Origin of the sequence: Pseudonocardia phyllosphaerae (genome assembly GCF_046546475.1) — a bacterium.
Taxonomy (GTDB): domain Bacteria; phylum Actinomycetota; class Actinomycetes; order Mycobacteriales; family Pseudonocardiaceae; genus Pseudonocardia; species Pseudonocardia phyllosphaerae.
The window spans coordinates 307,987-327,888 of record NZ_JBKGXS010000004.1; the positions used below are offsets into that span (position 1 = coordinate 307,987).

The following is a 19,902-nucleotide window of genomic DNA, read 5'->3' on the forward strand; positions in this document are numbered from 1 at the left end:
CGTGCTCACCGGGTCCCGCCGATCGGCTGGAGCATGTGCCAGTCCTGCGGGCGCCGGGCGAGCAGGACGCCGAACGCGTCGGCGAGCTCCTGCACCGCCTCGGCCACCCCGGCCCGGGACGGCTCCGTCCCGACCGCGATCTCCGGAGCGACCTCGACGCCCCAGGCGTCGCCGGTGAAGAACGGGCACACCGGGTGCAGCGCGGCACCGGTGAGCGCGGCGAGGCGCACCGGTCCGGACGGGAGCCGCGCCGGGCCGCCGAGGAACTCCACCTCGGGCCCGGTACCGGAGAGGTCGCGGTCGGCGACCAGGCAGACGACCCCGCCGGAGCGCAGCCGGGCGGTGAGCGCGCGGTGCGCGGCGCGGGCGTCGTCGGCGGGGACGATCTCGAACCCGAGCGTGCGCCGGTAGGCCGCGAAGCGCCGGAACAGCGACTCCGGGCGCAGCCGCTGCACGACGGTCGTCATGGCCGGGTCGAGGCCGCGCCGGGCCAGCTCCCGCACCAGATAGACGCCGGCGACGTCCCAGTTCCCGGCGTGCGGCAGCGCGTACAGCACGCCGCGGCCGGCCTGCACCGACGCCAGGGACTCCTCGATGCCGTGCACGTGCGGGGCCATCGCGGCGTGCACCGCGGCCGGGTCGAGCGCGGGCAGGGTGAACGCCTCGCGCCAGTAGCGGGCGTAGCTGCGCATCCCGCGGCGGACGAGGTCGTCGAGCTCGGCGGGGGGCACGTCCGGCCGGAGCCGGGCGAGGTTGGCACGCAACCGCCGGACCCCGGCACCGTCGCGGCGGACGGCGAGATCGGCGCCTGCGTCGAACGCGCGGGCGACCAGCGCGTCGGGCAGCCGGGACAGCCACGCCCACCCGGCCGTGTACCCGGCGGCGGCGAGCCGGTCCCGCAGCCGCTCCCCCGGCGGCGCGCCCGGCCGCTCAGCCACCGCGCTCCGCCCGGCGCGCGCTCGTGCGGACCGACCAGATCCGCTGGGCCAGGGTGACCACGGTGCCGACGGCCAGCGCGACCAGCGCGACGGTCAGCGCCCACGGCACCCCGACACCGGCGAGGAACGCGCCGAGCAGCGCGAAGATCAGGCGCTCGGCGCGTTCGACCAGGCCGCCCTCGGCGGTCAGGCCGACGCTCTCGGCGCGCGCCTTGACGTAGGACACGATCAGGCCGCCGACCAGGGACACCAGCGCCGCGGCGCCGGCGAGGGGCTCGTTCCCCCCGGTCAGGGTCCACCAGGCCAGGGCACCGAGGACGGCGCCGTCGACCATCCGGTCGCAGGTGGAGTCGAGCACGGCACCGAACGGCGTCGAGTAGCCGCGGGCGCGGGCCATCGCCCCGTCGATCAGATCCGTGAGCACGAACAGCGTGACCAGCACCGATCCGACGATCAGCCGGCCCGTCGGCAGCAGGCCCACCGCCGAGGCGATCGCCGCGACCGTGCCCACGACCGTGACCGTGTCCGGGTCGACACCGCGTGTGACCAGCCCCCGCCCGACGGGGTCGGTGAGCCGGTTCACGGCTCCGCGGGCGAACAGGTTGAGCATCGTGGGCGGCGCTCCCGCAGCAGGACGAGGTGACGTCCGATCACCCTAGTCCGGCGCCGGATCAGGGCGCCGACGAGTGCGGGCCCGTGGCCAGTGCGGCGAGGCCGGCGTACAGATCGCCGGCGTCGGTCCCGCGCACGAGGTTCTGCATGACGATCATCCCGGGCATCAGCGTGGTGAACGCGCGGGCCACCGCGTCCGGGCTCGTGGCCGGTGCGACCAGGCCCGCCTCGGCCCAGCGGCGGGCCAGGCAGGCGAAGCGCTCCCCGACCGCGTCGTAGTAGGACGCGACCTGCGGCTGCGGCTCTACACCCTGGAGTCGCACGGCCCGGACCTCGCTCCGGACACCGGGGACCCGTGGCTCAGACCGGCGGTACCCACGCCTCGGCCAGCTGGCGCCGGGTCTCGGCCAGCAGCTGCGGGATGACCTTCGTCTGCCCGACGACCGCGATGAAGTTCGCATCGCCGCCCCACCGCGGCACGACGTGCTGGTGCAGGTGGTCGGCCAGCGACCCGCCGGCGACGGTGCCCAGGTTCAGCCCCACGTTGAACGCGTGCGGCGCCGCGACCTTCTTCATCGTCACCACGGCCTGCCGGGTGAACGTCATCAGCTCGGCGGCCTCGGCGTCGGTGAGGTCCTCCAGCTCCGCGACGTGCCGGTAGGGCAGCACCATCAGGTGCCCCGGGTTGTACGGATGCAGGTTGAGCAGCGCGAACACCGTGTCACCCCGGGCGACGACGAGGTTGTCCTCGTCCTGGGAGGGGTCGGCGCCGATCCGGCAGAACGGGCAGCCGGAGTCGGCGGCCGTCTTGATGTAGGCGAGCCGGTGCGGCGTCCACAGCCGGGCGAACCCGTCCGGGGTCCCGACGCCCTCCTGCGGCACCCACTCCGGCTCCTGCTGCCCCACCGGTCCGATCCTAGTCGGGCGGGGCCGCGACCCCGCCCACCCCGCGGCACTGCCCGCCCCGGAGCGGACCCCGGGGCCGGAGTGGCCGGCCCCGGGCGCAGGATCAGGCGGGCAGGAAGGTCTCGGCGTCCGGCGAGACGTTGGTGCGCGACCGGACCCAGTCGACGATCGCGGTGACGGCCTCGTCGACGCCGATCCCGTTGCGCTGCGAGCCGTCCCGGAACCGGAAGCTGACCGCGCCTGCCTCGACGTCGCGGGCTCCGGCGAGCAGCAGGAACGGCACCTTCTGCAGCGTGTGGGTGCGGATCTTCTTCTGCATCCGGTCGTCGCCGGAGTCGACGTCGATCCGGATCCCCTGCTTGCGCAGCCGGGCGGCGATCTCGCGGACGTAGTCGTCCTGGGTCTCGGTGACCGGGATGCCGACGACCTGCACCGGGGCCAGCCAGGCCGGGAACGCGCCGGCGTAGTGCTCGGTGAGGACGCCGAAGAACCGCTCGATCGACCCGAACAGCGCGCGGTGGATCATCACCGGACGCTGCCGGGAGCCGTCCGGCGCGGTGTACTCCAGCTCGAAGCGGTCCGGGAGCATCAGGTCGACCTGGATGGTCGACATCTGCCAGTAGCGGCCGATCGCGTCGCGGGCCTGCACCGAGATCTTCGGCGCGTAGAACGCGGCGCCGCCCGGGTCGTCGTAGAGCTCCAGGCCGAAGCTCTGCGCGGCCTCGCGCAGCGCCTCGGTGGCCTCGGCCCACGACTCGTCGGAGCCGATCGACTTCTCGGGGTTACGGGTGGAGAGCTCCAGGTAGAAGTCGTCGAGGCCGTAGTCGCGCAGCAGGTCCAGCACGAACTGCAGCAGCGACCGGATCTCGCCGGGCATCTGCTCGCGGGTGCAGTAGATGTGCGCGTCGTCCTGGGTGAAGCCGCGGGCGCGGGTCAGGCCGTGCACGACGCCGGACTTCTCGTAGCGGTAGACGGTGCCGAACTCGAACAGCCGCAGCGGCAGCTCCCGGTAGGACCGCCCGCGCCCCGCGAAGATCAGGTTGTGCATCGGGCAGTTCATCGGCTTGAGGTAGTAGTCGACCGCCGGGCGCTTGAGCTCGCCGTCGGCGGTGTACTCCGCGTCGAGCTGCATGGGCGGGTACATGCCGTCGGCGTACCAGTCCAGGTGCCCGGACTTCTCGAACAGCTGTCCCTTGGTGGCGTGCGGGGTGTAGACGAACTCGTAGCCCGCCTCGGTGTGCCGCTCGCGGGAGAGGTCCTCGAGCTCCTTGCGGACGATGCCGCCCTTGGGGTGGAAGACCGGCAGGCCGGAGCCGATGTCGTCGGGGAAGCTGAACAGGTCCAGCTCCGCACCGAGGCGACGGTGGTCGCGGCGCTCGGCCTCGGCGAGGCGCTCCAGGTACTCGTCCTGGGCCTCCTGGGACTCCCAGGCGGTGCCGTAGATCCGCTGCAGCTGGGCGTTGTCCTGGTCACCGCGCCAGTACGCGGCCGCGGAGCGGGTGAGGGTGAACGCCGGGATGTGCTTGGTGGTCGGCAGGTGCGGGCCGCGGCACAGGTCCGACCAGACGGTCGCGCCGGTGTGGGCGTGCACGTTGTCGTAGGCGGTCAGGTCGCCGGAGGCGTCGACCTCCATGACCTCGGCGTCGTCGACGCCGGCGTCGCCTGCGCTGCTCTTGAGGTCGACCAGCTCCAGCTTGTACGGCTCCTCCGCCAGCTCGGAGCGGGCCTCGTCGGTGCTCGCGTAGTCGCGGCGGGCGAACTTCTGCCCGGACTTGATGATCTTCTTCATCGCCGACTCGATCTTCTTCAGATCCTCGGGCGTGAAGGGGGTGTCGACGTCGAAGTCGTAGTAGAAGCCGTCGGCGACCGGCGGGCCGATGCCCAGCTTCGCCTTCGGGAACAGCTGCTGGACCGCCTGGGCGAGCACGTGGGCCGCCGAGTGGCGGATGACGCTGCGCCCCTTCTCGGTGTTGGCCGGGACGGGGACGACCTCGGCGTCGGCGTCCGGGGTCCAGGAGAGGTCGCGCAGCCGGCCGTCGGCGTCCTCGACGACGACGATCGCCTCGGGCCCGCTCGTCGGCAGGCCGCCCTCCCGGACGCGCGCGCCGGCGGTCGTCCCGGCCGGCACCCGGATCGGGGCGGACGCGGGCGGGGCGGGCGGTGCGGACACGGTGCGGCCTCCAGGGCTGTCTCTGCTGTGACGCTGTCTCTGCTGTGACGGATGCGCCCCGGACCCGGAACCTCGCACGTGCGCGCACGCTCCCGGGCGATACGGAGCTCCCCACGATGCTAGTCGGGGTGCACGAACGGCTTTCGGGCGCCGTGCCCACCGGCCGTTCCACCACGGCCGCCGCGGCGGGCATGATCACCCACGTGACCGACAGCGCGACCGACCGCAGTGCCGCCGCCCGGTTCCGGGCCGCCGTCGAGGCCGGGGACATCGACGCCGCCGTCGAGACCTGTGCCGACGACGTCGAGTTCCGCTCCCCCGTCGTCCACCGCCCGTACCAGGGGAAGGAGCCGCTGCGCGCGATCCTGCACGCGGTGTTCTCGGTGTTCTCCGGGTTCCGCTACGTCGCCGAGTACGACGGCCCGGACGGGCACGTGCTCGAGTTCGCCGCGCACGTCGGCGACCGCGAGACCCAGGGCATCGACCTGATCCGGGAGTCCGGCGGGCAGGTCCGCGAACTGACCGTCATGGTGCGCCCGCTGTCCGCGGCCGAGGAGCTCCGCGACCGGATGGCGCCGCTGCTCGGCGCCTAGAGACCCCCGTTCGGCGCGGTACGCCCGTTCGGCGTGCCGGGCGGATCCGCCGGTCGGCCGCCGGGCGCTGGGCCGACGGCGCGTCGTCGCAGCCGGACGCCCGTTCCTCGACGCGACGGGGGCACCCGCCCGCCCCGCAGGCCACGGCAGGCACGATGACGGGCGAGGTGCGCTCCCCGCTGCTCCCCTGTCGCGCCGTCACGCTGTGCCGCATGCCTCCCCCGCGTGCGGACATTCGAGTGATGTCGATCAGGTGGGCACACCGCAACACGGACGTAACTCGTTGGTGTCGTGGATCCACCCCCGGGATCCGCGACCGGACCCCACCGGAACCCCGGCCGGACACGGCCGGACCGTGAGAGGAGAGGCGGTTGACCGCAGGCCCGCCCCCGACGCCGCGGTCCCGTCGCGGACCCACCGAGTCCGGTTCGTACCGCGCTGACCGGTACGAGCCCGCCGGGTACGACTCCCCCGGCCACGGCGGCGTCGACACCGAGGAGCGCCCGTCCGGGCGGCACGGCCGCGACGGTGCCGCCGGCGACGACTCCGGTCGCCCGCCCCGGCACGGTTCCCCCGACGGCCACCCCTCCGGCCCGCTTCCCGGCGGCCCCGTGCCCGCGAACGACGCCACCGGCGGTGCGCGGTACGTCGACCGGCCGAGCGGTGCGAACGGTGCTGTACCGCAGGGTCACCGGCCGGCCGGTGCGCCGCAGGCAGCAGCCGCGCAGAACGGTGGCCCCCAGGGCACCGGCCGGGTCGGTATGCGGGTACGCGGCGGCACGGTTCCGCGCGAGCCCGGCACCGATGCCGCTCCCGCCGGGCCCCCGGCAGCCCCACGGTCCAACGGCGGGTCCAACGGCGCCGGTCTCACCGGCCCCGGCTCCCCCGGTGCCACATCGACCGGCTCGGCACCGAATCGCACGGCTGCTCCGCGGCCGAACGACGCCGGGCCGAACAGCCCTGCTCCGAACGGCCCTGCTCCGGCCGGAGCACAGCAGCCCCCGCGTGGGCCGGTCCCGCCGCCGCAGGCGTCCGGCAACCACCACTCGGGTGGCGCTGCGCGTCCCGCCGGGCCGCAGGCTCCGTCCGGGCGGCACGCGTCGCCGGGCGCTCCGGCTCCCGCGGGTCCGCGCCCGGACGCCCCCGTCGGCCGAGTTCCGCGGAACGGCGCCCCCGGTGCGGCGCCCGGCGTTCCGCGGAACGGTGCCCCCGGCCCCGGTGTTCCGCGGAACGGCGCTCCGGGCGGCCCGGACGGTGGCCTGCGCGGCTCCGGTGTGACCGGCGGGCAGCCGCGTCCGGCCGGCCCGAACGGCGCCGCTTCGAACGGCACCGCACCGAACAGCACCGCACCCGGCCACGCGCCCGGCACGGGCGCCACCCGTGTCGCCGGTGCGGTGGGTGCCGCCGGAGCCGCAGCTGCCGGAGCGGCCTCGCTCACCCAGCACCCCACCGACCGGCCGTCCGCGCCCGCCCCGCGGACGGTGTCCGCGCCCGCAGGCACCGGTGGCCGTCGTCGCAAGCCGGACTTCGACGCGGCGCCCGGCGGCGCGCCCACCCGGATCGGCCCGCCGCTCCCGCCCGAGGCACCGGCCCCTGCGACACCGGAGAACCCGGCGACACCGGAGGACCCGGCGACACCGGAGGACCCGGCGGCCACGGCCGTCGGCGCCCGTGTCGAGGACGGCCACGAGCCCGGCGGGCAGCCGCACGGCCGCCTCGCGCGGATCCCCGGCTACGCGAAGATCTCCGCGCTGGCCGGGCCGGGCGTCGACAAGGCCCGGCGCCGCCTCGGCATCCTCGACGCCGACGAGCGCGCCGCACTGTCCCCGGCGGAGCGGAAGACCTACCGGCGCAAGCTGATCGGCAAGTCCGTCCTCGGCGGTGCCGCGGCACTGGTGCTGCTGCCCATCCTGTTCTTCGCGATCGGCTGGGCGGTGTTCTCCGTCCCGACACCGGAGGACGCGGTCAACAACCAGATCGCCACGGTCTCCTTCGCCAACGGCGACCAGCTCGCCCGCCTCGTCCCCGAGCAGGGCAACCGGATCAAGGTCCCGATGGACCAGATCCCGCCGCACGTGCGCGAGGCGGTGCTCTCGGCGGAGGACCGGTCGTTCTACTCGAACCCCGGCTTCGACTTCACCGGCATCGTGCGCGCGGCGTTCAGCCAGATCACCGGCGGTGTCGGCGGCGGCTCGACGATCACCCAGCAGTACGTCAAGAACACCCTGGTCGGCAACGACCCGACGTACTGGCGCAAGTTCAAGGAACTGATCGTCTCGCTGAAGGTCTCGCAGGAGAAGACCAAGGACGAGATCCTCAACGACTACCTCAACGCGATCTACTTCGGCCGTGGCGCCTACGGCATCGAGTCGGCAAGCCTCGCCTACTTCGGCAAGCCGGCCCAGCAGCTGACGCCCGCCGAGGGTGCGCTGCTCGCCGGGGTGATCCAGTCGCCGTCGAAGTGGGACCCGGCCAACGACCCGGCCAAGGCCGAGCAGCGCTGGAACTTCGTCATGGACGGCATGGTCGCGCAGAACTGGCTGCCGAAGGCCGAGCGGGACGCCGCCCGGTTCCCGCAGACGGTGCCGCAGGAGAACACCTCGCGCTCGTCGTCGCTGACCGACGAGCGCGGCCACGTCCTCAACGCCGTGAAGTCCGAGCTCGGCTCGCTGGGCATCTCCGACCAGGCGTTCTCCCAGGGCGGCCTGCAGGTGACGACGACGATCGACCCGGGCCGCCAGCAGCAGCTCGTCGACGCCGTGCACACCGAGATGAAGGACCAGCCCGAGGTGCTGCGTTCCGGCGCGGTCGCCATCGACCCGCGCAACGGCAACGTCGTCGGCTACTTCGGCGGCGACAACGGCGCCGGCCTGGACTACGCCCAGGTGCACAAGCAGCCGGGGTCGACGTTCAAGCCGTTCGCGGTGCTGGCCGGTCTGCTGCAGAATCCGCCGATCGGGCTGGGCACCGTCTACGACGGCGCCGAGCAGCCCGGGCTGCGCAACGCCGAGGGCGCGAACTGCCCGCAGTGCGACGTCAAGCAGGCGCTGACGATCTCCAACAACGTCGTGTTCAACAAGATCGCCGCGGAGGTCGGGCCGCAGAAGGTCGCCGACGCCGCGCACCTGGCCGGGATCACGGCGCCGCTGGAGAACCCGGACGCCCGGCTGCCGCTGGGCAACAAGGAGGTCACGCCGCTGCAGCTGGCCTCGGCCTACGCCACGATCGCCGACGGCGGCGTCTGGCACGCCCCGCACCTGGTGTCCAAGGTCGTCGACTCCGACGGGCGGGTGCTGTTCGAGGCCAACCCCGGCGAGGGTGAGCAGCGCTTCCCGGAGCAGGTGGCGCGCAACGTCACCGAGGCGATGCTCGGCGTCGTCTCGCACGACAACCTGGAGCTGCCGTCCGGACAGGAGGCCGCCGGCAAGACCGGGACGGTCCAGTCCCGCTTCGAGGGGCAGAACAACGACGCCTGGTTCGCCGGGTTCACCCCGGACCTGGTGACGACGGTGTGGATCGGCACCGACCGCAACGACCCGATCCAGGACAAGGCCGGTCGCCCGATCAACGGCAGCGACCTGCCCGGCGACGTGTGGCAGGAGTTCATGTCGACCGTCGTCCGCAGCGAGGGCACCACCTCGGAGTTCGACCCCTACGACCCGATCGGCAAGCGCGCCTCGGAGCAGGAGCCGAACGCGCCGACCGAGACACCGAAGCCCTCGGCGACGTCGTCGGCGCCGGCCGAGCCCCCGGAACCCGAGGAGGCCCGCGCGACGCCGTCGGCCGAGCCGGATCCGCCGGAGCCGCCCGGGCGACCGGAGCCGACCGGGCAGCCGGAGCCCCCCGCCGCGGCGAGCACCACTCCCGCGCCACGCACCCCCGCGCCGTCGGCGCAGCGGCAGCCGGCACCCGAGCAGCCCGCCTCGGCGACGCCGAAGCCGACCGCCCAGCCGCAGGTGCGGTCCCAGGAGACCGGCCGCCCGGCCGACTCGGCGGACCGTCGCGGGAGCGACCCGGCCGAGTCTCGGGACGACTGACCGCCAGCCTGCGGGACGGTGGGAGGAGCAGCGCCCGGTGCGGCCTCACCGCCCTCGACCGCAGCAGTCGATGCGCTCACCGGGTTCCCACCTCCGTCGCCGTCATCGGATGTCTTCCGCACCCTCGGGGGTAGCCGGTTCGACCACGTCCGCGACACGGTGATGCCGTTCGGTGAACCAGATCGCGACAGCGCCCGCGCCCACGGCGGCGAGGAGGGCTCCACAGGCGATCATCACCGGGTAGCCGACGACTCCGGCGGCGGCGACGAAGCCCGCGGCGGCGATCAGACCGATCAGCGCGGCGAAGCTCGACATCACCGTGAAGTCGGTTCCGGCCGCCCATGAACGGCTGAAGTCCATCGCCACGGTGTAGACGAGGGTCAGGGTCGCCGCGTACCCGAGTTGCAGCAGGACGATCGTGGTCACGGCGAGCCAGTCCGGCGAGATCCCGAGGGCCAGAGGCAGCAATGTCAGGATGACGGGGATCTGCAGGACCATGAGTGTCAGCAGCGTGCGTCGCCTGCCGAACGCGGTCACGGCGCCACCGGACAGGAATGCTCCGACGATCCCGGACGCGCCCCCGATGATGCTGACCGCGACGGCCACGGTGCTCAGACTCCATCCGGCGTCGACCAGCAGTGGTGTCATCAATGCGTAGATGCCGGTGATCCCGGCCCAGCTCAGGGGAAGGACGACGAATCCCCAGATCATCATTCCGGGTTGCCTGAACAGGGTCACGACCGCGGCCGGGCCCGCACGGGCGATCGGCGCCGATGCGGCGGTGGGCTCGCGAAGGCGGATGATCTGGACGAACGGGATCGCTGTCGCCGCGGCAAGCACGATGATCGACCAGTGCCATCCGAAGTGGTCGTAGACGATCAGGACGAGCCCGCCGCCGATGATGTTGCCGACGTAGCCGCCGGCGATCTGGACACCGTTGCCGACCCCGCGTTCCGTCAGCGTCAGTGTCTTCACGGCCAGTGCGTCGGTGGCGATGTCCTGGGTCGCCGAGAGGAGTCCGACTGCGGCTACGACCGCCAGCAGGACTCCCAGATCGTCGACGACGTCGAGGGGCAGCGCGGCGAGCAGCGCGATGGCGATCAGCGGCTGCAGCACCAGCAGCCAGGAACGGTAGTGGCCGTGGCGCCGCCCGCCGACACAATCGAGCACCGGCGCCCAGAGGAACTTAAAGATCCACACCAGCCCGATCGACTGCATCAGTGCGATCTGCTGGAGGCTCACACCGCGCTCACGCAGGATCGCGGTGAGAGCCACGGTGAAGAACGCGACCCCCAGGTACTGGCTGATGTACAGGCCGCCGAACAGCCAGTACTTGCGGCGTGTGTCCATGGGCAACCCGTTCGTTAGACAGTATCTAACAGAAGAGCCTACCCTTACTTTGAGTTTGGGGGCACCGTGCGACCCGAGCCGCTCGGATACGATTCGGCGATGGGTACGGGTCCGGCGCGACAACCGTCTCGGCAGGCCTCGCGCCTTCCTCCGATCACCCCGGCACAGATCATCGACCGGGCCGTCGAGCTCACCCGCGACCACGGCGTCGACGGCTGGACGATCAGACAGCTCGCCGCGGCATTGCAGGCGTGGCCCCGCGTCATCGGTTACCACGTCGGTGATCGCGACGCGGTCGTGCACGGCGTGGTCGAACACGTCGTCGCGCAGATCCCGGTTCCGTCTGCGGACACACCGTGGCCGGAGTGGTTTCGCCGCATCCTGCACGACGCCCGACCGATCCTGCGCCGTCACCGGGGCACCGCCCGGCAGATCGTGGTCCTCGGACCTGTGGTCACCTCCTTCGCCCCGGCCCTGGACGCCGGAATCGGCTCCCTGCTGCGCGCCGGGTTCGGTGATCACGCCCTGGACATCTATCGCTACCTCGCCAACATCGCGTTCATGCTGGTCGCCGCCGAGGACGAACGTGACGACTTCCCACACGCACGTGCCACGAACAATCAGTTCCTCGCCTCCTATCGCGACGACGACGCCCACCCAGGACTCGCCGCCGCCGCCCGCATCGCCGGCGAACGCCCGCTCAACCGGGAATCGATCGAGCGCCAGGAACGGGACTTCTTCGACCAGTCGATCGAACGGTCCATCGCCGGTGCCGAAGTGCTGCTCCGCGAGATCCTCGACCGGCGCTGACGTCCCGCCGCCGCCCGCGCTGCCGACTACCCGCGGTTCACCCCGGTTTGTGGAATCCGCCCGGACGAGCCCGACGTGTCGTGGGCCGCGCCGCCGGTCGGCCTCAGGAAGAAGCACGCCAGCACCGCCGCCACGAGGCACGCACCCGCGGGGAACAGGAGCGACTGGCCCATCCCAGCAGAGAAGGCCGGCCGCAGTGCCTCGGGGAGACTTCGTAGGCCGCCGGAGCCGGACGCGACGCCGGGCGGAAGGTTCGCGGTGAGCCGGTTCTGCAGAACAGTCGCAATGCAGGCGCTACCGAGAACGGCGCCGATCTGGCGCATGGTGTTGTAGATTCCCGCACCCACACCGGCACGGTCCGGTGGCAGGTTCGCCGTTGCGGTCGCCGTCACCGGCCCCCAGATACCCGCGTTCGCGATTCCGAGCAACGCGCTGGGCAACAGAAGCCACGCCAGATCGACGTCGGCGGTCAATATCCCGGAATACCAGAACAGCGACACAGCCATGGCAACGAAACTGCCGGGCACGAGCAGACGCGCCGCGACCCGCCGCATGACCACTCCGGCGAGCGGCGAAAGCACCCCCAGCAGAACGCCCATCGGAGCGAGCATCAGAGCCGACCGAGTCGGAGTCATACCCCGGGCGAGCTGGAAATAGTAGACCAACGGCAACGACAACGCCGTCACCGCGAGACCCATTGCCGCGATGATCACCGTGGCCAGTGAGAAGTTCCGATCGCGGAAAAGCGCTAGCGGCACCAAGGGATCGGACTTGTTGATCGCCTGCCAGGAGACGAAGATACCGAGCAGAACCAAACCCGCGACGAGCAGGGACCAGATGCCGATCGGCCCGGTAATCGTGCCCCAGTGATACTGCTCCCCTTCCTGAAGGGTGAAGACGACCAGGAACACCCCGGCAGCACTGAGCACGCCCCCCAGGACGTCGACCCGATACTTGTGGGTGGGCAGCGTCGGCACCAACCGCACTGCCAGCACCAGGGCGACCACGCCGATCGGGACGTTGATGAAGAACGTCCACTCCCACCCGAGCGCGTCGACGACCACTCCCCCCAGGATGGGGCCCACCAGACTGGCGACGCCGCCGGCCGCAGCCCAGATACCCATGGCCGCGCCTCGCTTCCGGGCAGGGAAGATCCGGGTGATCACAGCCATCGTCTGCGGCGTGAGCAACGCACCCCCGATGCCCTGGAACACCCGGGCAACGATCAGCATCTCGATCGACGACGCGAATCCACACCAGGCGGACGCGCCCGTGAACACGACCAGCCCCGCGATGTAGATCCTCTTCAACCCGAACCGGTCACCGAGGCGTCCCGTCACCAGCAATGGTACCGCGAAAGCGATCAGGTAGGCACTGGTCACCCAGATCGCCGAGTTCAGATCCGCATTCAGCTCCACCATGATCCGCGGGGTCGCGACCTGCACGACTGTGGTGACCATCAGCACCATGAAGAAGCCGATTACCAGCGCCCACAAGGCCGGCCACGGTCGAACTGGACCAAGTGGGGCCACAGCTTCGGTGGTCGTCTCCGCCATCCGAACCCTCCGCGCTAGCGCTTCTTGTTAGACGCTGTATAAGACCGGAGCCTATACTTGAGATCTGAGGTCGGTCAAGTGCACCCGGAGGGTCGGCGACGCGAATGCCGACCACCGGCCGGCAGGTCCGTGCCCGCGAGACCGACCGGTTCCGTGAGCCGACGTGGGACTCGATCCAGCCGCGTCCTCGGACGTCCGACAGCTGACCGGCGCACCGGCCGCGGGCTACCGTGGTCGCCGTGACCGGGCGGCAGCACTACGAGGTGGTGGCCTGGCGGGCGGACCGCAGGCTCACCCTCTACGTGCCGTGCCTCGAGGCGTCGACCACCGTCGACGACCCGCGTGGTGCCGAGGAGGCCGTGCTCGGCCTGATCGCCGACCTCACCGGCGACGACCGCGAGCGGATCACCTGTGACATCCGGCTCGGCCGCCCGTGGCGGTCCGGCATCTGACCGGCCTCGCGGACTACTCCGGCTGCACCAGTTCCTCGGCGGCCGTCCGGACCACCGAGGCGGTCAGTGCGTCGAGCACCGGGGTGCGGATCCGCCAGTGCTGCCAGTACAGCGGCACGTCGAGATGGCGGCGCTCGTCGAGCAGGACGACCGAACCGTCGTGGGCCGGGCCGGGCGTGAACATCCCCCAGCCCAGGCCGGCGCGCACGGCCTCGTGGTAGCCGTCGGCGGCCGGGACCCGATGCACCGCACCGGTACACGGGCGGCGGGTCATCTGCCGCACGAACCGGGTCTGCAGCTTGTCCTTCGGCCCGAAGTCCACCCGGGGTGCCGTCGTGAAGCCCTCGGCGGCGGAGCGCCCGGCGAACCACCGCTCGTACACCGGCCGCGCCGCGACGGGGTGGTAGCGCATCGCCCCGATCGGCACGGCCGCGCAGCCCTGCACGGACTCGGGCGCCGTGGTCACCGCGCCGACGACGCCGCCCTCCCGCAGCAGCGCCGCGGTGCTGCCCTCGTCGTCGATCTGCAGGTCCAGGCGGGCGTGATGCTCCTCGGCAACCGGCGCGACGGCGTCGAGGAACCAGGCGGTGACCGAATCGGCGTTCACCGCGATCGGCAGCGCGACGCCGGCGCCGGTGTCCCCCAGGCCGTGGGCGACCTCGGCCTCCAGCAGTGCGATCTGCCGGGACAGGCGCAGCAGCCCCGACCCGGCGTCGGTGACCGTGCACGGCCGCGCCCGGCGCACCAGCACCTGCCCGGCCTGGCGTTCCAGCGCCCGGATCCGCTGCGACACCGCCGACGGCGTCACGTGCAGCCGCGCCGCGGCCGCCTCGAACCCGCCCTCCTCCACCACGGCGCTCAGCGTCGCGAGCCGGTCCCGGTCGAACATGAAGCCAGTCTAATGTTGCTGAAGAACATGAAGTGGTGGTCGTGATCGGCTGCTGCCTACCGTCGCCGGTGTGAGCGTGTGGGCAGGGTTCGGGACCGGGTTGTCGATGATCGCCGCGATCGGCGCGCAGAACGCGTTCGTGCTGCGCCAGGGGCTCCGCCGCGAGCACGTGCGCGCGGTCGTCGCATTCTGCGTGCTCGCCGACCTGGTGCTCGTGACCGCGGCGGTCGCCGGTGTCGGCTACGTCCTGTCGCAGCTGCCCGCGCTCTACGACGTCGTCCGCTGGGGCGGCGTCGTCTGGCTGGCGGGCTACGGCCTGCTGTCGCTGCGCCGGACGCTGCGGCCGGCGGCGCTCGTCGCCGACGCCGGCACCGACGGCGCCCGGCCACTGGCCCCGGTGCTCGGCTCGGCGGCCGCGATGACCTTCCTCAACCCGCACATGGCACTGGACCTGCTGGTCCTCGGCACGCTCGCCGCCGCACACGGCGGCGGCCGCTGGTCGTTCGGCGCGGGGATCCTGGTCGCGAGCGCGCTCTGGTTCTCCGGACTGGGATTCGGCGCGACCCGGCTGTCCGGGGTGTTCGCGCGCCCGGCTGCCTGGCAGGTGCTCGACGCCGGCATCGGGGTGCTGATGCTCGGGCTCGCCGCCGCGCTCGCCCTCGGGTGAGCAGGGCGGTTCCGCGGAACGCGGATCGGGAGTAGAACTCGCCTGGTGACCGAGCTGCCGCGGCACCCCGGACCCGGCCGACCCCCTCCCCTGGCTGCGCGCCATCTGCCTCGCGCTGCCGGAGGTGACCGAGAAGGTCAGCCACGGGTCGCCGTCGTGGTTCGTGCGGAGGATGTTCGTCTCCTACGTCGGCCGCCACCACGGCACCGAGCACCTCGCGCTCTGGTGCGCGACGCCGCCGACCGCGACGAGATCACCGGCATCGTGACCGACGCCTACCGGCTGGTCGCACCGGCCCGGCTGGTGCAACGGTTACCGTCACAGGCGTGATCGACGTCGACGGCGACCGGTACGAGTACGAGGACATCCCCGGCGACGGCGACCGTGCGCCGCTGCTCTTCCTGCACGAGGGGCTGGGTTCGGTCGGGCTGTGGCGCGGGTTCCACCAGCGGATCGCCGAGGCGACCGGACGGCGCACCGTCGCCTACTCCCGGCTCGGGCACGGCCGCTCCGGGCCGCCGCACGGACCGCGGACCCGGGAGTTCCACGCCGTCGAGTCCGAGGTCGTCGTCCCCGCGGTGTGCCGGGAGCTCGGGCTGGAGCGGCCGGTGCTGATCGGGCACTCCGACGGCGGCACGATCGCCCTGCTCGCCGCCGCGGTCATGCCGGTGACCGGGGTGGTCACGATGGCGCCGCACGTGGTCGTCGAGGAGTTCGCGCTCGCCGCGATCCGCGACGCCCGCACCGCCTACGAGACCGGTGACCTGCGGACCCGGATGAGCAAGCACCACGACGACCCGGACGTCCCGTTCTACGGCTGGAACGACCAGTGGCTCTCGGCGGAGTTCCGCGACTGGGACGTCCGCGCCCCGCTGTCGGCGATCACCGCTCCGGTGCTCGCCGTGCAGGGCACCGAGGACCCCTACGGCAGCGCCGTGCACGTCCGCGAGGTCGCCGAGCGCAGCGCCGGCCCGGTGCAGCTCGTCGAACCGGTATGCGGGCACTCGCCGCACCTGGAGCAGCCCGACGAGACCGCCGCGGTGATCACGGAGTTCCTCGCCGGGCTGCCCTGAGCACGCGCCGCGGGTCTCAGGCCGTGCCGGCTCCTGCTCCGGCGACGCCGGACGCACCGGGCTGCGACAGCCCCACCGACGTCGTCGACGACGACGAGCCGGACGCCGATCCCGCCGCCTGCCGCTTGCGCAGCTTGGTCAGCAGCCCCGAGTCCGGCCGCTCGGCCAGCGCCGAGGTGAACCGGTCGAGGAAGATCGCCACGATGACCACGGCGATGCCGCCCTCGACGCCGTCGGCGATGTCGAGCTGGGTGACCGCGGAGACCACCGTGGTGCCGAGCCCGTCCGCCCCGGCCAGACCGGCGACGACGACCATCGACAGCGCCAGCATGATCACCTGGTTGACGCCGGCCATGATCGACGGCAGGGCCATCGGGAGCTGCACCTCGCGCAGGATCTGCCGCGGCTTCGCCCCGAACGCGTGCGCGGCCTCGACCACCTCGTCGTCGACGCCGCGGATGCCCAGCTCGGTCAGCCGCACCGCCGGGGCGATCGAGAAGACGATCGTCGCGACGATGCCCGGCGTGACGCCGACGCCGAACAGCAGCACCACCGGGATGAGGTAGACGAACGCGGGGATCGTCTGCGCCAGGTCCAGCACCGGGCGCAGCGCCCGGCTCGCGGCGCGGCTGCGCGCCGTCCAGATGCCCAGCGGCACACCGATCCCGACCGCGATCACGGTCGCGACGATGATCAGCCCGAAGGTCTCCATCGCCTCCTCCCACAGGTCGAAGGAGGACACCAGCGCGAACCCGACCAGGGTGAACACCGCGAACGCGATCCCCCGCACCAGCAGGGCGAGCAGCACCAGCAGGATCAGCCACACCCACCAGGGCGGCGTCGTGAACACCGCGGTCACGGCGTCGACGACGGCGGTGACGACCGCGCCGAGGCCGTCGAAGAACCCGGACGCGTTCTGCAGCAGCCAGAGGACGAACGCCTCGACCCAGCTGCCGATCTCGATCCTGGGCATCACGCCACCTCGTTCCGGTCGCTGCGGTTGCGGTGCCCATCGTCGTCGGGGTCGAGGCCGTGCGCGTCGGCGTGCGTGGACAGCGCGGCAAGCACCGCCCCGCGCGGGACGACGCCGGTCAGCCGGCCGTTCTCGACGACGCCGAGCGGCACCGGGTTGCGCCCCACCCGGTGCAGCAGGTCGATCAGCGGCCGGTCGGGCTCGGTGGTGCGGTACTCCTCGACCAGCACCGCCGGGTCGATCGAGGTCTCCTCACGGCCCGCGGCGTAGCCGAGCTGGTCGTCGCGGATCACACCGAGGATCCGCCGGTCGTCGTCGAGGACGTAGGCGCCGGTGGCCTCGGCCTGTCCCAGCCGGACCAGCACGTCGGCCGGGTTCTCGTCGAGCCGCACGGTGATCCGCGGCTCGCGGATCACGTCGGCGGCGGTGAGCACGCGGCTGCGGTCGACGTCGGAGACGAACTCGGCGACGTAGTCGTCGGCCGGGGACTCCAGGATCTCCGGCCCGGTGCCGACCTGGACCAGCCTGCCGTCCTTGAGCAGCAGGATCCGGTCGCCCAGCAGCATGGCCTCGTTGAGGTCGTGGGTGATGAACACGATCGTCTTGCGCAGGTCCTTCTGCAGCCGGACCAGCAGTTTCTGCATGTCCCGGCGGATCAGCGGGTCCAGCGCGGAGTACGGCTCGTCCATCAGCAGGACGTCGGTGTCGCTGGCCAGCGCGCGGGCCAGCCCGACGCGCTGCTGCATGCCGCCCGACAGCTGGCCCGGGTAGGCGTCGGCGCGCTCGGCGAGACCGACCTGCTCGAGCGCCCACTCGGCCTTCGCCCGTCGTTCGGCGGGGTCGGTGCCGCGGATCTGCAGGCCGTACTCGGCGTTCTGCCGGACGGTGCGGTGCGGCAGCAGCGCGAACTTCTGGAACACCATCGCGATGTGCCGGTTGCGCAGGTCGCGCAGCTCGGCGTCGTCGAGCGAGCCCAGGTCGCGGCCGTCGACGTCGATCGTGCCCGACGTCGGCTCGATGAGCCGGTTCAGCAGCCGGACCAGCGTGGACTTGCCCGAGCCGGACAACCCCATGATCACGAACAGCTCGCCGGGCTCGATGTCGAACGAGACGTCGTAGACGGCGACCGTGGACCCGGTGCGGCGCTGGACCTCGCTGCGGCCGACACCGTCGCGGGCGAGGGCGACGGCCTCGTCGACCGCGTCGCCGAACACCTTGGTCAGGTTCCGGACGGCGATCTTGGCCGTGTCCCCCGCCGTGCCGCCGGACGTCTCGTTGCGGCCGGTGCCGGCCTTCCTGAGCGCGCTCACTTCTGCCCCACCCACTCCTGTACGCGGTCGGGGTGCGCGGCCAGGTAGTCGCGCGCGACCGTCTCGACGTCGTCCTTGTCCACATCGACCCGCTTGAGCATCTCCTCGACGTCGGCGACGGGGAGCTGGAAGTTGTGCAGCAGCGCGTCGAACCGCGGCAGCGTGCGGCCCAGTTCCTTCCCGTCCGCGGTCCACGCCGAGTACGGCGGCATCGCACACGCCCCGGTACCGGTGGTGTAGCAGTCGTCCTGCGGCGGGTTCGGTTCGTCGAGCTTGGTCAGCTTCATCTCCTGGAAGATGTAGTGCGGCCGGTACAGGTAGACCAGGATCGGCTGGTGGCGCTCGTTCGCCCGGCGCAGCTCGGCGATCTGGGCGGCCTCCGAGGAGGTCACCTGCTCCAGGTTCAGGTGGTAGCCCTGGAGCCGCTTGGCGTTGTACTCGGTGGTCAGGAAGCTCGGGTCGGAGTCGACGAGCCGGTTGCCGAGGGCGGCGGCGTAGTCGTTGAGCTGGGTGACGCTCTTCAGCCCGGCCAGCGGCTGCCCCGGTTCGAGGGCGTAGCTGGGCACGAACCAGCCCTGTTCGGCGCCGGCGTAGGTGGGCCGGACCATCTGGATCCGGTCCGCCGCCTTCTTCGCCAGCTTCGACTGGTTGGGCATCGCGACCTCGGTGAGCGCGTCGACGTCGCCGCGCTGGGCGCCTGCCCACGCGGTCGCCGGGCCGACCTGGATCTTCTTGATCTTGTTCACGCCCAGCTCCGGGTGCGCCGCGACGACCTGCTCGATGATCGCGTTGGTGACCTTCGCGGCACTCCACGGGAACTGGGCCAGGCGCACGGTCGCCCCGTCGCTCCCGGTCCCCGTACAGCCGGTGGCGACGAGCAGGACGGCCACCACGGCCGTCAGCAGGCGCGTCACACGCCGGGCACGGGGTACGACTCTGGGCGGATCGGCCACCGGTGGCACGTCCTTTCGGGGAAGGGTCGCGTCGTTGAACCCTTCATCACGGTCCGTGACCCGGCAACCCCCGACGGAGCATCCGGTGGCGCCGGTCACGTTCCTGCCGTGCGTCGCTCAGGCCGCCGACCAGCCCGTCCAGCGCACCGGGTGGAGGACGAGCACCGCGCCGTCCGGCCGCTCGTCGCGGTAGGGCGGGTACTTCTCCGCCAGCGCATCGACGGCCCGTTCGTGCAGGTCAGCGGGCCGGTCCGAGTGTTCGGACCGGTCGCCGGGGTCGTGCACGGTGGCCGTGGCGTCGAGGCGGACCCACCAGAGCCGGGACCAGTCGTCGTCGTAGTGGTCGGCCAGCAGCCCGACGCGCGGGTCGGCGTCGATGTCGCGCAGCCGGGCGAGGCGGGTGTGCCGCTTCGGTTTCACCCGGTCGACGGCGGACACGACGAGCCCGTCGACCAGCGCGAACGTGATCGGGACCAGGCGTGGGGTGCCGTCGGAGGCGCGGATCGTGGCGAGCCGGGCGACCCGGGCGCCGACCAGCAGGTCCCGGGCGGCGGCGTCGTCGAGGGCGGGCATCGCGGCCGAGTCTTCCCGTTCCCGCGGGCGGGCGCAGCGC

Annotated in this window: 18 protein-coding genes; 6 read left to right on the forward strand and 12 right to left on the reverse strand. The window is 72.4% G+C overall.

The window, feature by feature from the left end:
- Positions 1-5 precede the first annotated feature (5 nt).
- From ACLE50_RS11875 to thrS, 5 genes are all read right to left on the reverse strand, one after another.
- The gene (locus ACLE50_RS11875; RefSeq protein WP_410943520.1) at positions 6-938 is read right to left on the reverse strand and encodes a phosphatidylinositol mannoside acyltransferase; all 933 of its coding nucleotides are present in this window, start codon (positions 936-938) and stop codon (positions 6-8) included.
- Positions 931-1,548, reverse strand: coding sequence for a phosphatidylinositol phosphate synthase (pgsA, locus tag ACLE50_RS11880; protein WP_410943521.1), 618 nt, complete (start codon positions 1,546-1,548; stop codon positions 931-933). The genes ACLE50_RS11875 and pgsA overlap by 8 nt, the downstream gene beginning before the upstream one ends.
- Before the next feature lie 61 nt (positions 1,549-1,609).
- Positions 1,610-1,873 (reverse strand): hypothetical protein, encoded by a 264-nt coding sequence (locus tag ACLE50_RS11885; protein WP_410943522.1) that lies wholly within the window; start codon positions 1,871-1,873, stop codon positions 1,610-1,612.
- Positions 1,874-1,910: 37 nt separating this feature from the next.
- Positions 1,911-2,456: an HIT family protein gene (locus tag ACLE50_RS11890; RefSeq protein WP_410943523.1), complete on the reverse strand. Its 546-nt coding sequence runs from the start codon at positions 2,454-2,456 to the stop codon at positions 1,911-1,913.
- A gap of 103 nt (positions 2,457-2,559) precedes the next feature.
- The gene (gene thrS, locus ACLE50_RS11895) at positions 2,560-4,626 is read right to left on the reverse strand and encodes a threonine--tRNA ligase (RefSeq protein WP_410943524.1); all 2,067 of its coding nucleotides are present in this window, start codon (positions 4,624-4,626) and stop codon (positions 2,560-2,562) included.
- A 203-nt stretch (positions 4,627-4,829) separates the two neighbouring features.
- On the opposite strand from thrS, the gene ACLE50_RS11900 reads away from it, so the two are divergent.
- Positions 4,830-5,219, forward strand: coding sequence for a nuclear transport factor 2 family protein (locus ACLE50_RS11900; protein WP_410943525.1), 390 nt, complete (start codon positions 4,830-4,832; stop codon positions 5,217-5,219).
- Positions 5,220-6,613: 1,394 nt separating this feature from the next.
- On the forward strand, positions 6,614-9,256 hold the full coding sequence (locus ACLE50_RS11905; protein WP_410943526.1) for a transglycosylase domain-containing protein: 2,643 nt from the start codon (positions 6,614-6,616) through the stop codon (positions 9,254-9,256).
- Positions 9,257-9,358: 102 nt separating this feature from the next.
- Here the strand turns inward: ACLE50_RS11905 and ACLE50_RS11910 are convergent, their stop codons facing one another.
- The gene (locus tag ACLE50_RS11910; protein WP_410943527.1) at positions 9,359-10,606 is read right to left on the reverse strand and encodes an MFS transporter; all 1,248 of its coding nucleotides are present in this window, start codon (positions 10,604-10,606) and stop codon (positions 9,359-9,361) included.
- Positions 10,607-10,672: 66 nt separating this feature from the next.
- On the opposite strand from ACLE50_RS11910, the gene ACLE50_RS11915 reads away from it, so the two are divergent.
- A complete protein-coding gene (locus ACLE50_RS11915; protein ID WP_410943528.1) occupies positions 10,673-11,416 on the forward strand; it encodes a TetR/AcrR family transcriptional regulator in 744 nt (247 codons plus the stop codon).
- A 26-nt stretch (positions 11,417-11,442) separates the two neighbouring features.
- Here the strand turns inward: ACLE50_RS11915 and ACLE50_RS11920 are convergent, their stop codons facing one another.
- A complete protein-coding gene (locus tag ACLE50_RS11920) occupies positions 11,443-12,972 on the reverse strand; it encodes a DHA2 family efflux MFS transporter permease subunit (RefSeq protein WP_410943529.1) in 1,530 nt (509 codons plus the stop codon).
- A gap of 239 nt (positions 12,973-13,211) precedes the next feature.
- Between ACLE50_RS11920 and ACLE50_RS11925 the strand changes: the two genes are divergently transcribed.
- A complete protein-coding gene (locus ACLE50_RS11925) occupies positions 13,212-13,424 on the forward strand; it encodes a hypothetical protein (protein WP_410943530.1) in 213 nt (70 codons plus the stop codon).
- A gap of 13 nt (positions 13,425-13,437) precedes the next feature.
- On the opposite strand, the gene ACLE50_RS11930 is transcribed toward ACLE50_RS11925, so the two are convergent.
- Positions 13,438-14,313: a LysR family transcriptional regulator ArgP gene (locus ACLE50_RS11930; RefSeq protein ID WP_410943531.1), complete on the reverse strand. Its 876-nt coding sequence runs from the start codon at positions 14,311-14,313 to the stop codon at positions 13,438-13,440.
- A 70-nt stretch (positions 14,314-14,383) separates the two neighbouring features.
- Here ACLE50_RS11930 and ACLE50_RS11935 point away from each other — a divergent pair, with 70 nt between their 5' ends.
- Both ACLE50_RS11935 and ACLE50_RS11940 read left to right on the forward strand, forming a co-directional pair.
- Positions 14,384-14,980, forward strand: a complete 597-nt coding sequence (locus ACLE50_RS11935; protein ID WP_410943532.1) for a LysE/ArgO family amino acid transporter — start codon at positions 14,384-14,386, stop codon at positions 14,978-14,980.
- A 326-nt stretch (positions 14,981-15,306) separates the two neighbouring features.
- The gene (locus ACLE50_RS11940; RefSeq protein WP_410943533.1) at positions 15,307-16,053 is read left to right on the forward strand and encodes an alpha/beta fold hydrolase; all 747 of its coding nucleotides are present in this window, start codon (positions 15,307-15,309) and stop codon (positions 16,051-16,053) included.
- A gap of 16 nt (positions 16,054-16,069) precedes the next feature.
- Here ACLE50_RS11940 and ACLE50_RS11945 read toward each other — a convergent pair whose 3' ends face one another.
- The 4 genes from ACLE50_RS11945 to ACLE50_RS11960 all read right to left on the reverse strand — a co-directional run bounded on the left by ACLE50_RS11945 (position 16,070) and on the right by ACLE50_RS11960 (position 19,862).
- Positions 16,070-17,026 carry an ABC transporter permease gene (locus ACLE50_RS11945; protein WP_410943534.1) on the reverse strand — a complete coding sequence of 319 codons (957 nt, stop codon included), beginning with the start codon at positions 17,024-17,026 and terminating at the stop codon, positions 16,070-16,072.
- Positions 17,026-18,336, reverse strand: coding sequence for a quaternary amine ABC transporter ATP-binding protein (locus ACLE50_RS11950; protein WP_410943535.1), 1,311 nt, complete (start codon positions 18,334-18,336; stop codon positions 17,026-17,028). Before ACLE50_RS11950 ends, ACLE50_RS11945 begins: the two co-directional genes overlap by 1 nt.
- The gene (locus tag ACLE50_RS11955; protein ID WP_410943536.1) at positions 18,333-19,250 is read right to left on the reverse strand and encodes a glycine betaine ABC transporter substrate-binding protein; all 918 of its coding nucleotides are present in this window, start codon (positions 19,248-19,250) and stop codon (positions 18,333-18,335) included. Before ACLE50_RS11955 ends, ACLE50_RS11950 begins: the two co-directional genes overlap by 4 nt.
- 156 nt (positions 19,251-19,406) lie before the next feature.
- Complete coding sequence (locus ACLE50_RS11960) at positions 19,407-19,862, reverse strand: TIGR03668 family PPOX class F420-dependent oxidoreductase (protein ID WP_410943537.1); 456 nt, start codon at positions 19,860-19,862, stop codon at positions 19,407-19,409.
- Positions 19,863-19,902: the final 40 nt, after the last annotated feature.

Bases quoted from the DNA above. Each gene is read 5' to 3' on its own strand.
- pgsA (WP_410943521.1), bottom strand. From the start codon at position 1,548: ATGCTCAACCTGTTCGCCCGCGGAGCCGTGAACCGGCTCACCGACCCC.
- ACLE50_RS11910 (WP_410943527.1), bottom strand. From the start codon at position 10,606: ATGGACACACGCCGCAAGTACTGGCTGTTCGGCGGCCTGTACATCAGC.
- ACLE50_RS11920 (WP_410943529.1), bottom strand. From the start codon at position 12,972: ATGGCGGAGACGACCACCGAAGCTGTGGCCCCACTTGGTCCAGTTCGA.
- ACLE50_RS11930 (WP_410943531.1), bottom strand. From the start codon at position 14,313: ATGTTCGACCGGGACCGGCTCGCGACGCTGAGCGCCGTGGTGGAGGAG.
- ACLE50_RS11945 (WP_410943534.1), bottom strand. From the start codon at position 17,026: ATGCCCAGGATCGAGATCGGCAGCTGGGTCGAGGCGTTCGTCCTCTGG.
- ACLE50_RS11960 (WP_410943537.1), bottom strand. From the start codon at position 19,862: ATGCCCGCCCTCGACGACGCCGCCGCCCGGGACCTGCTGGTCGGCGCC.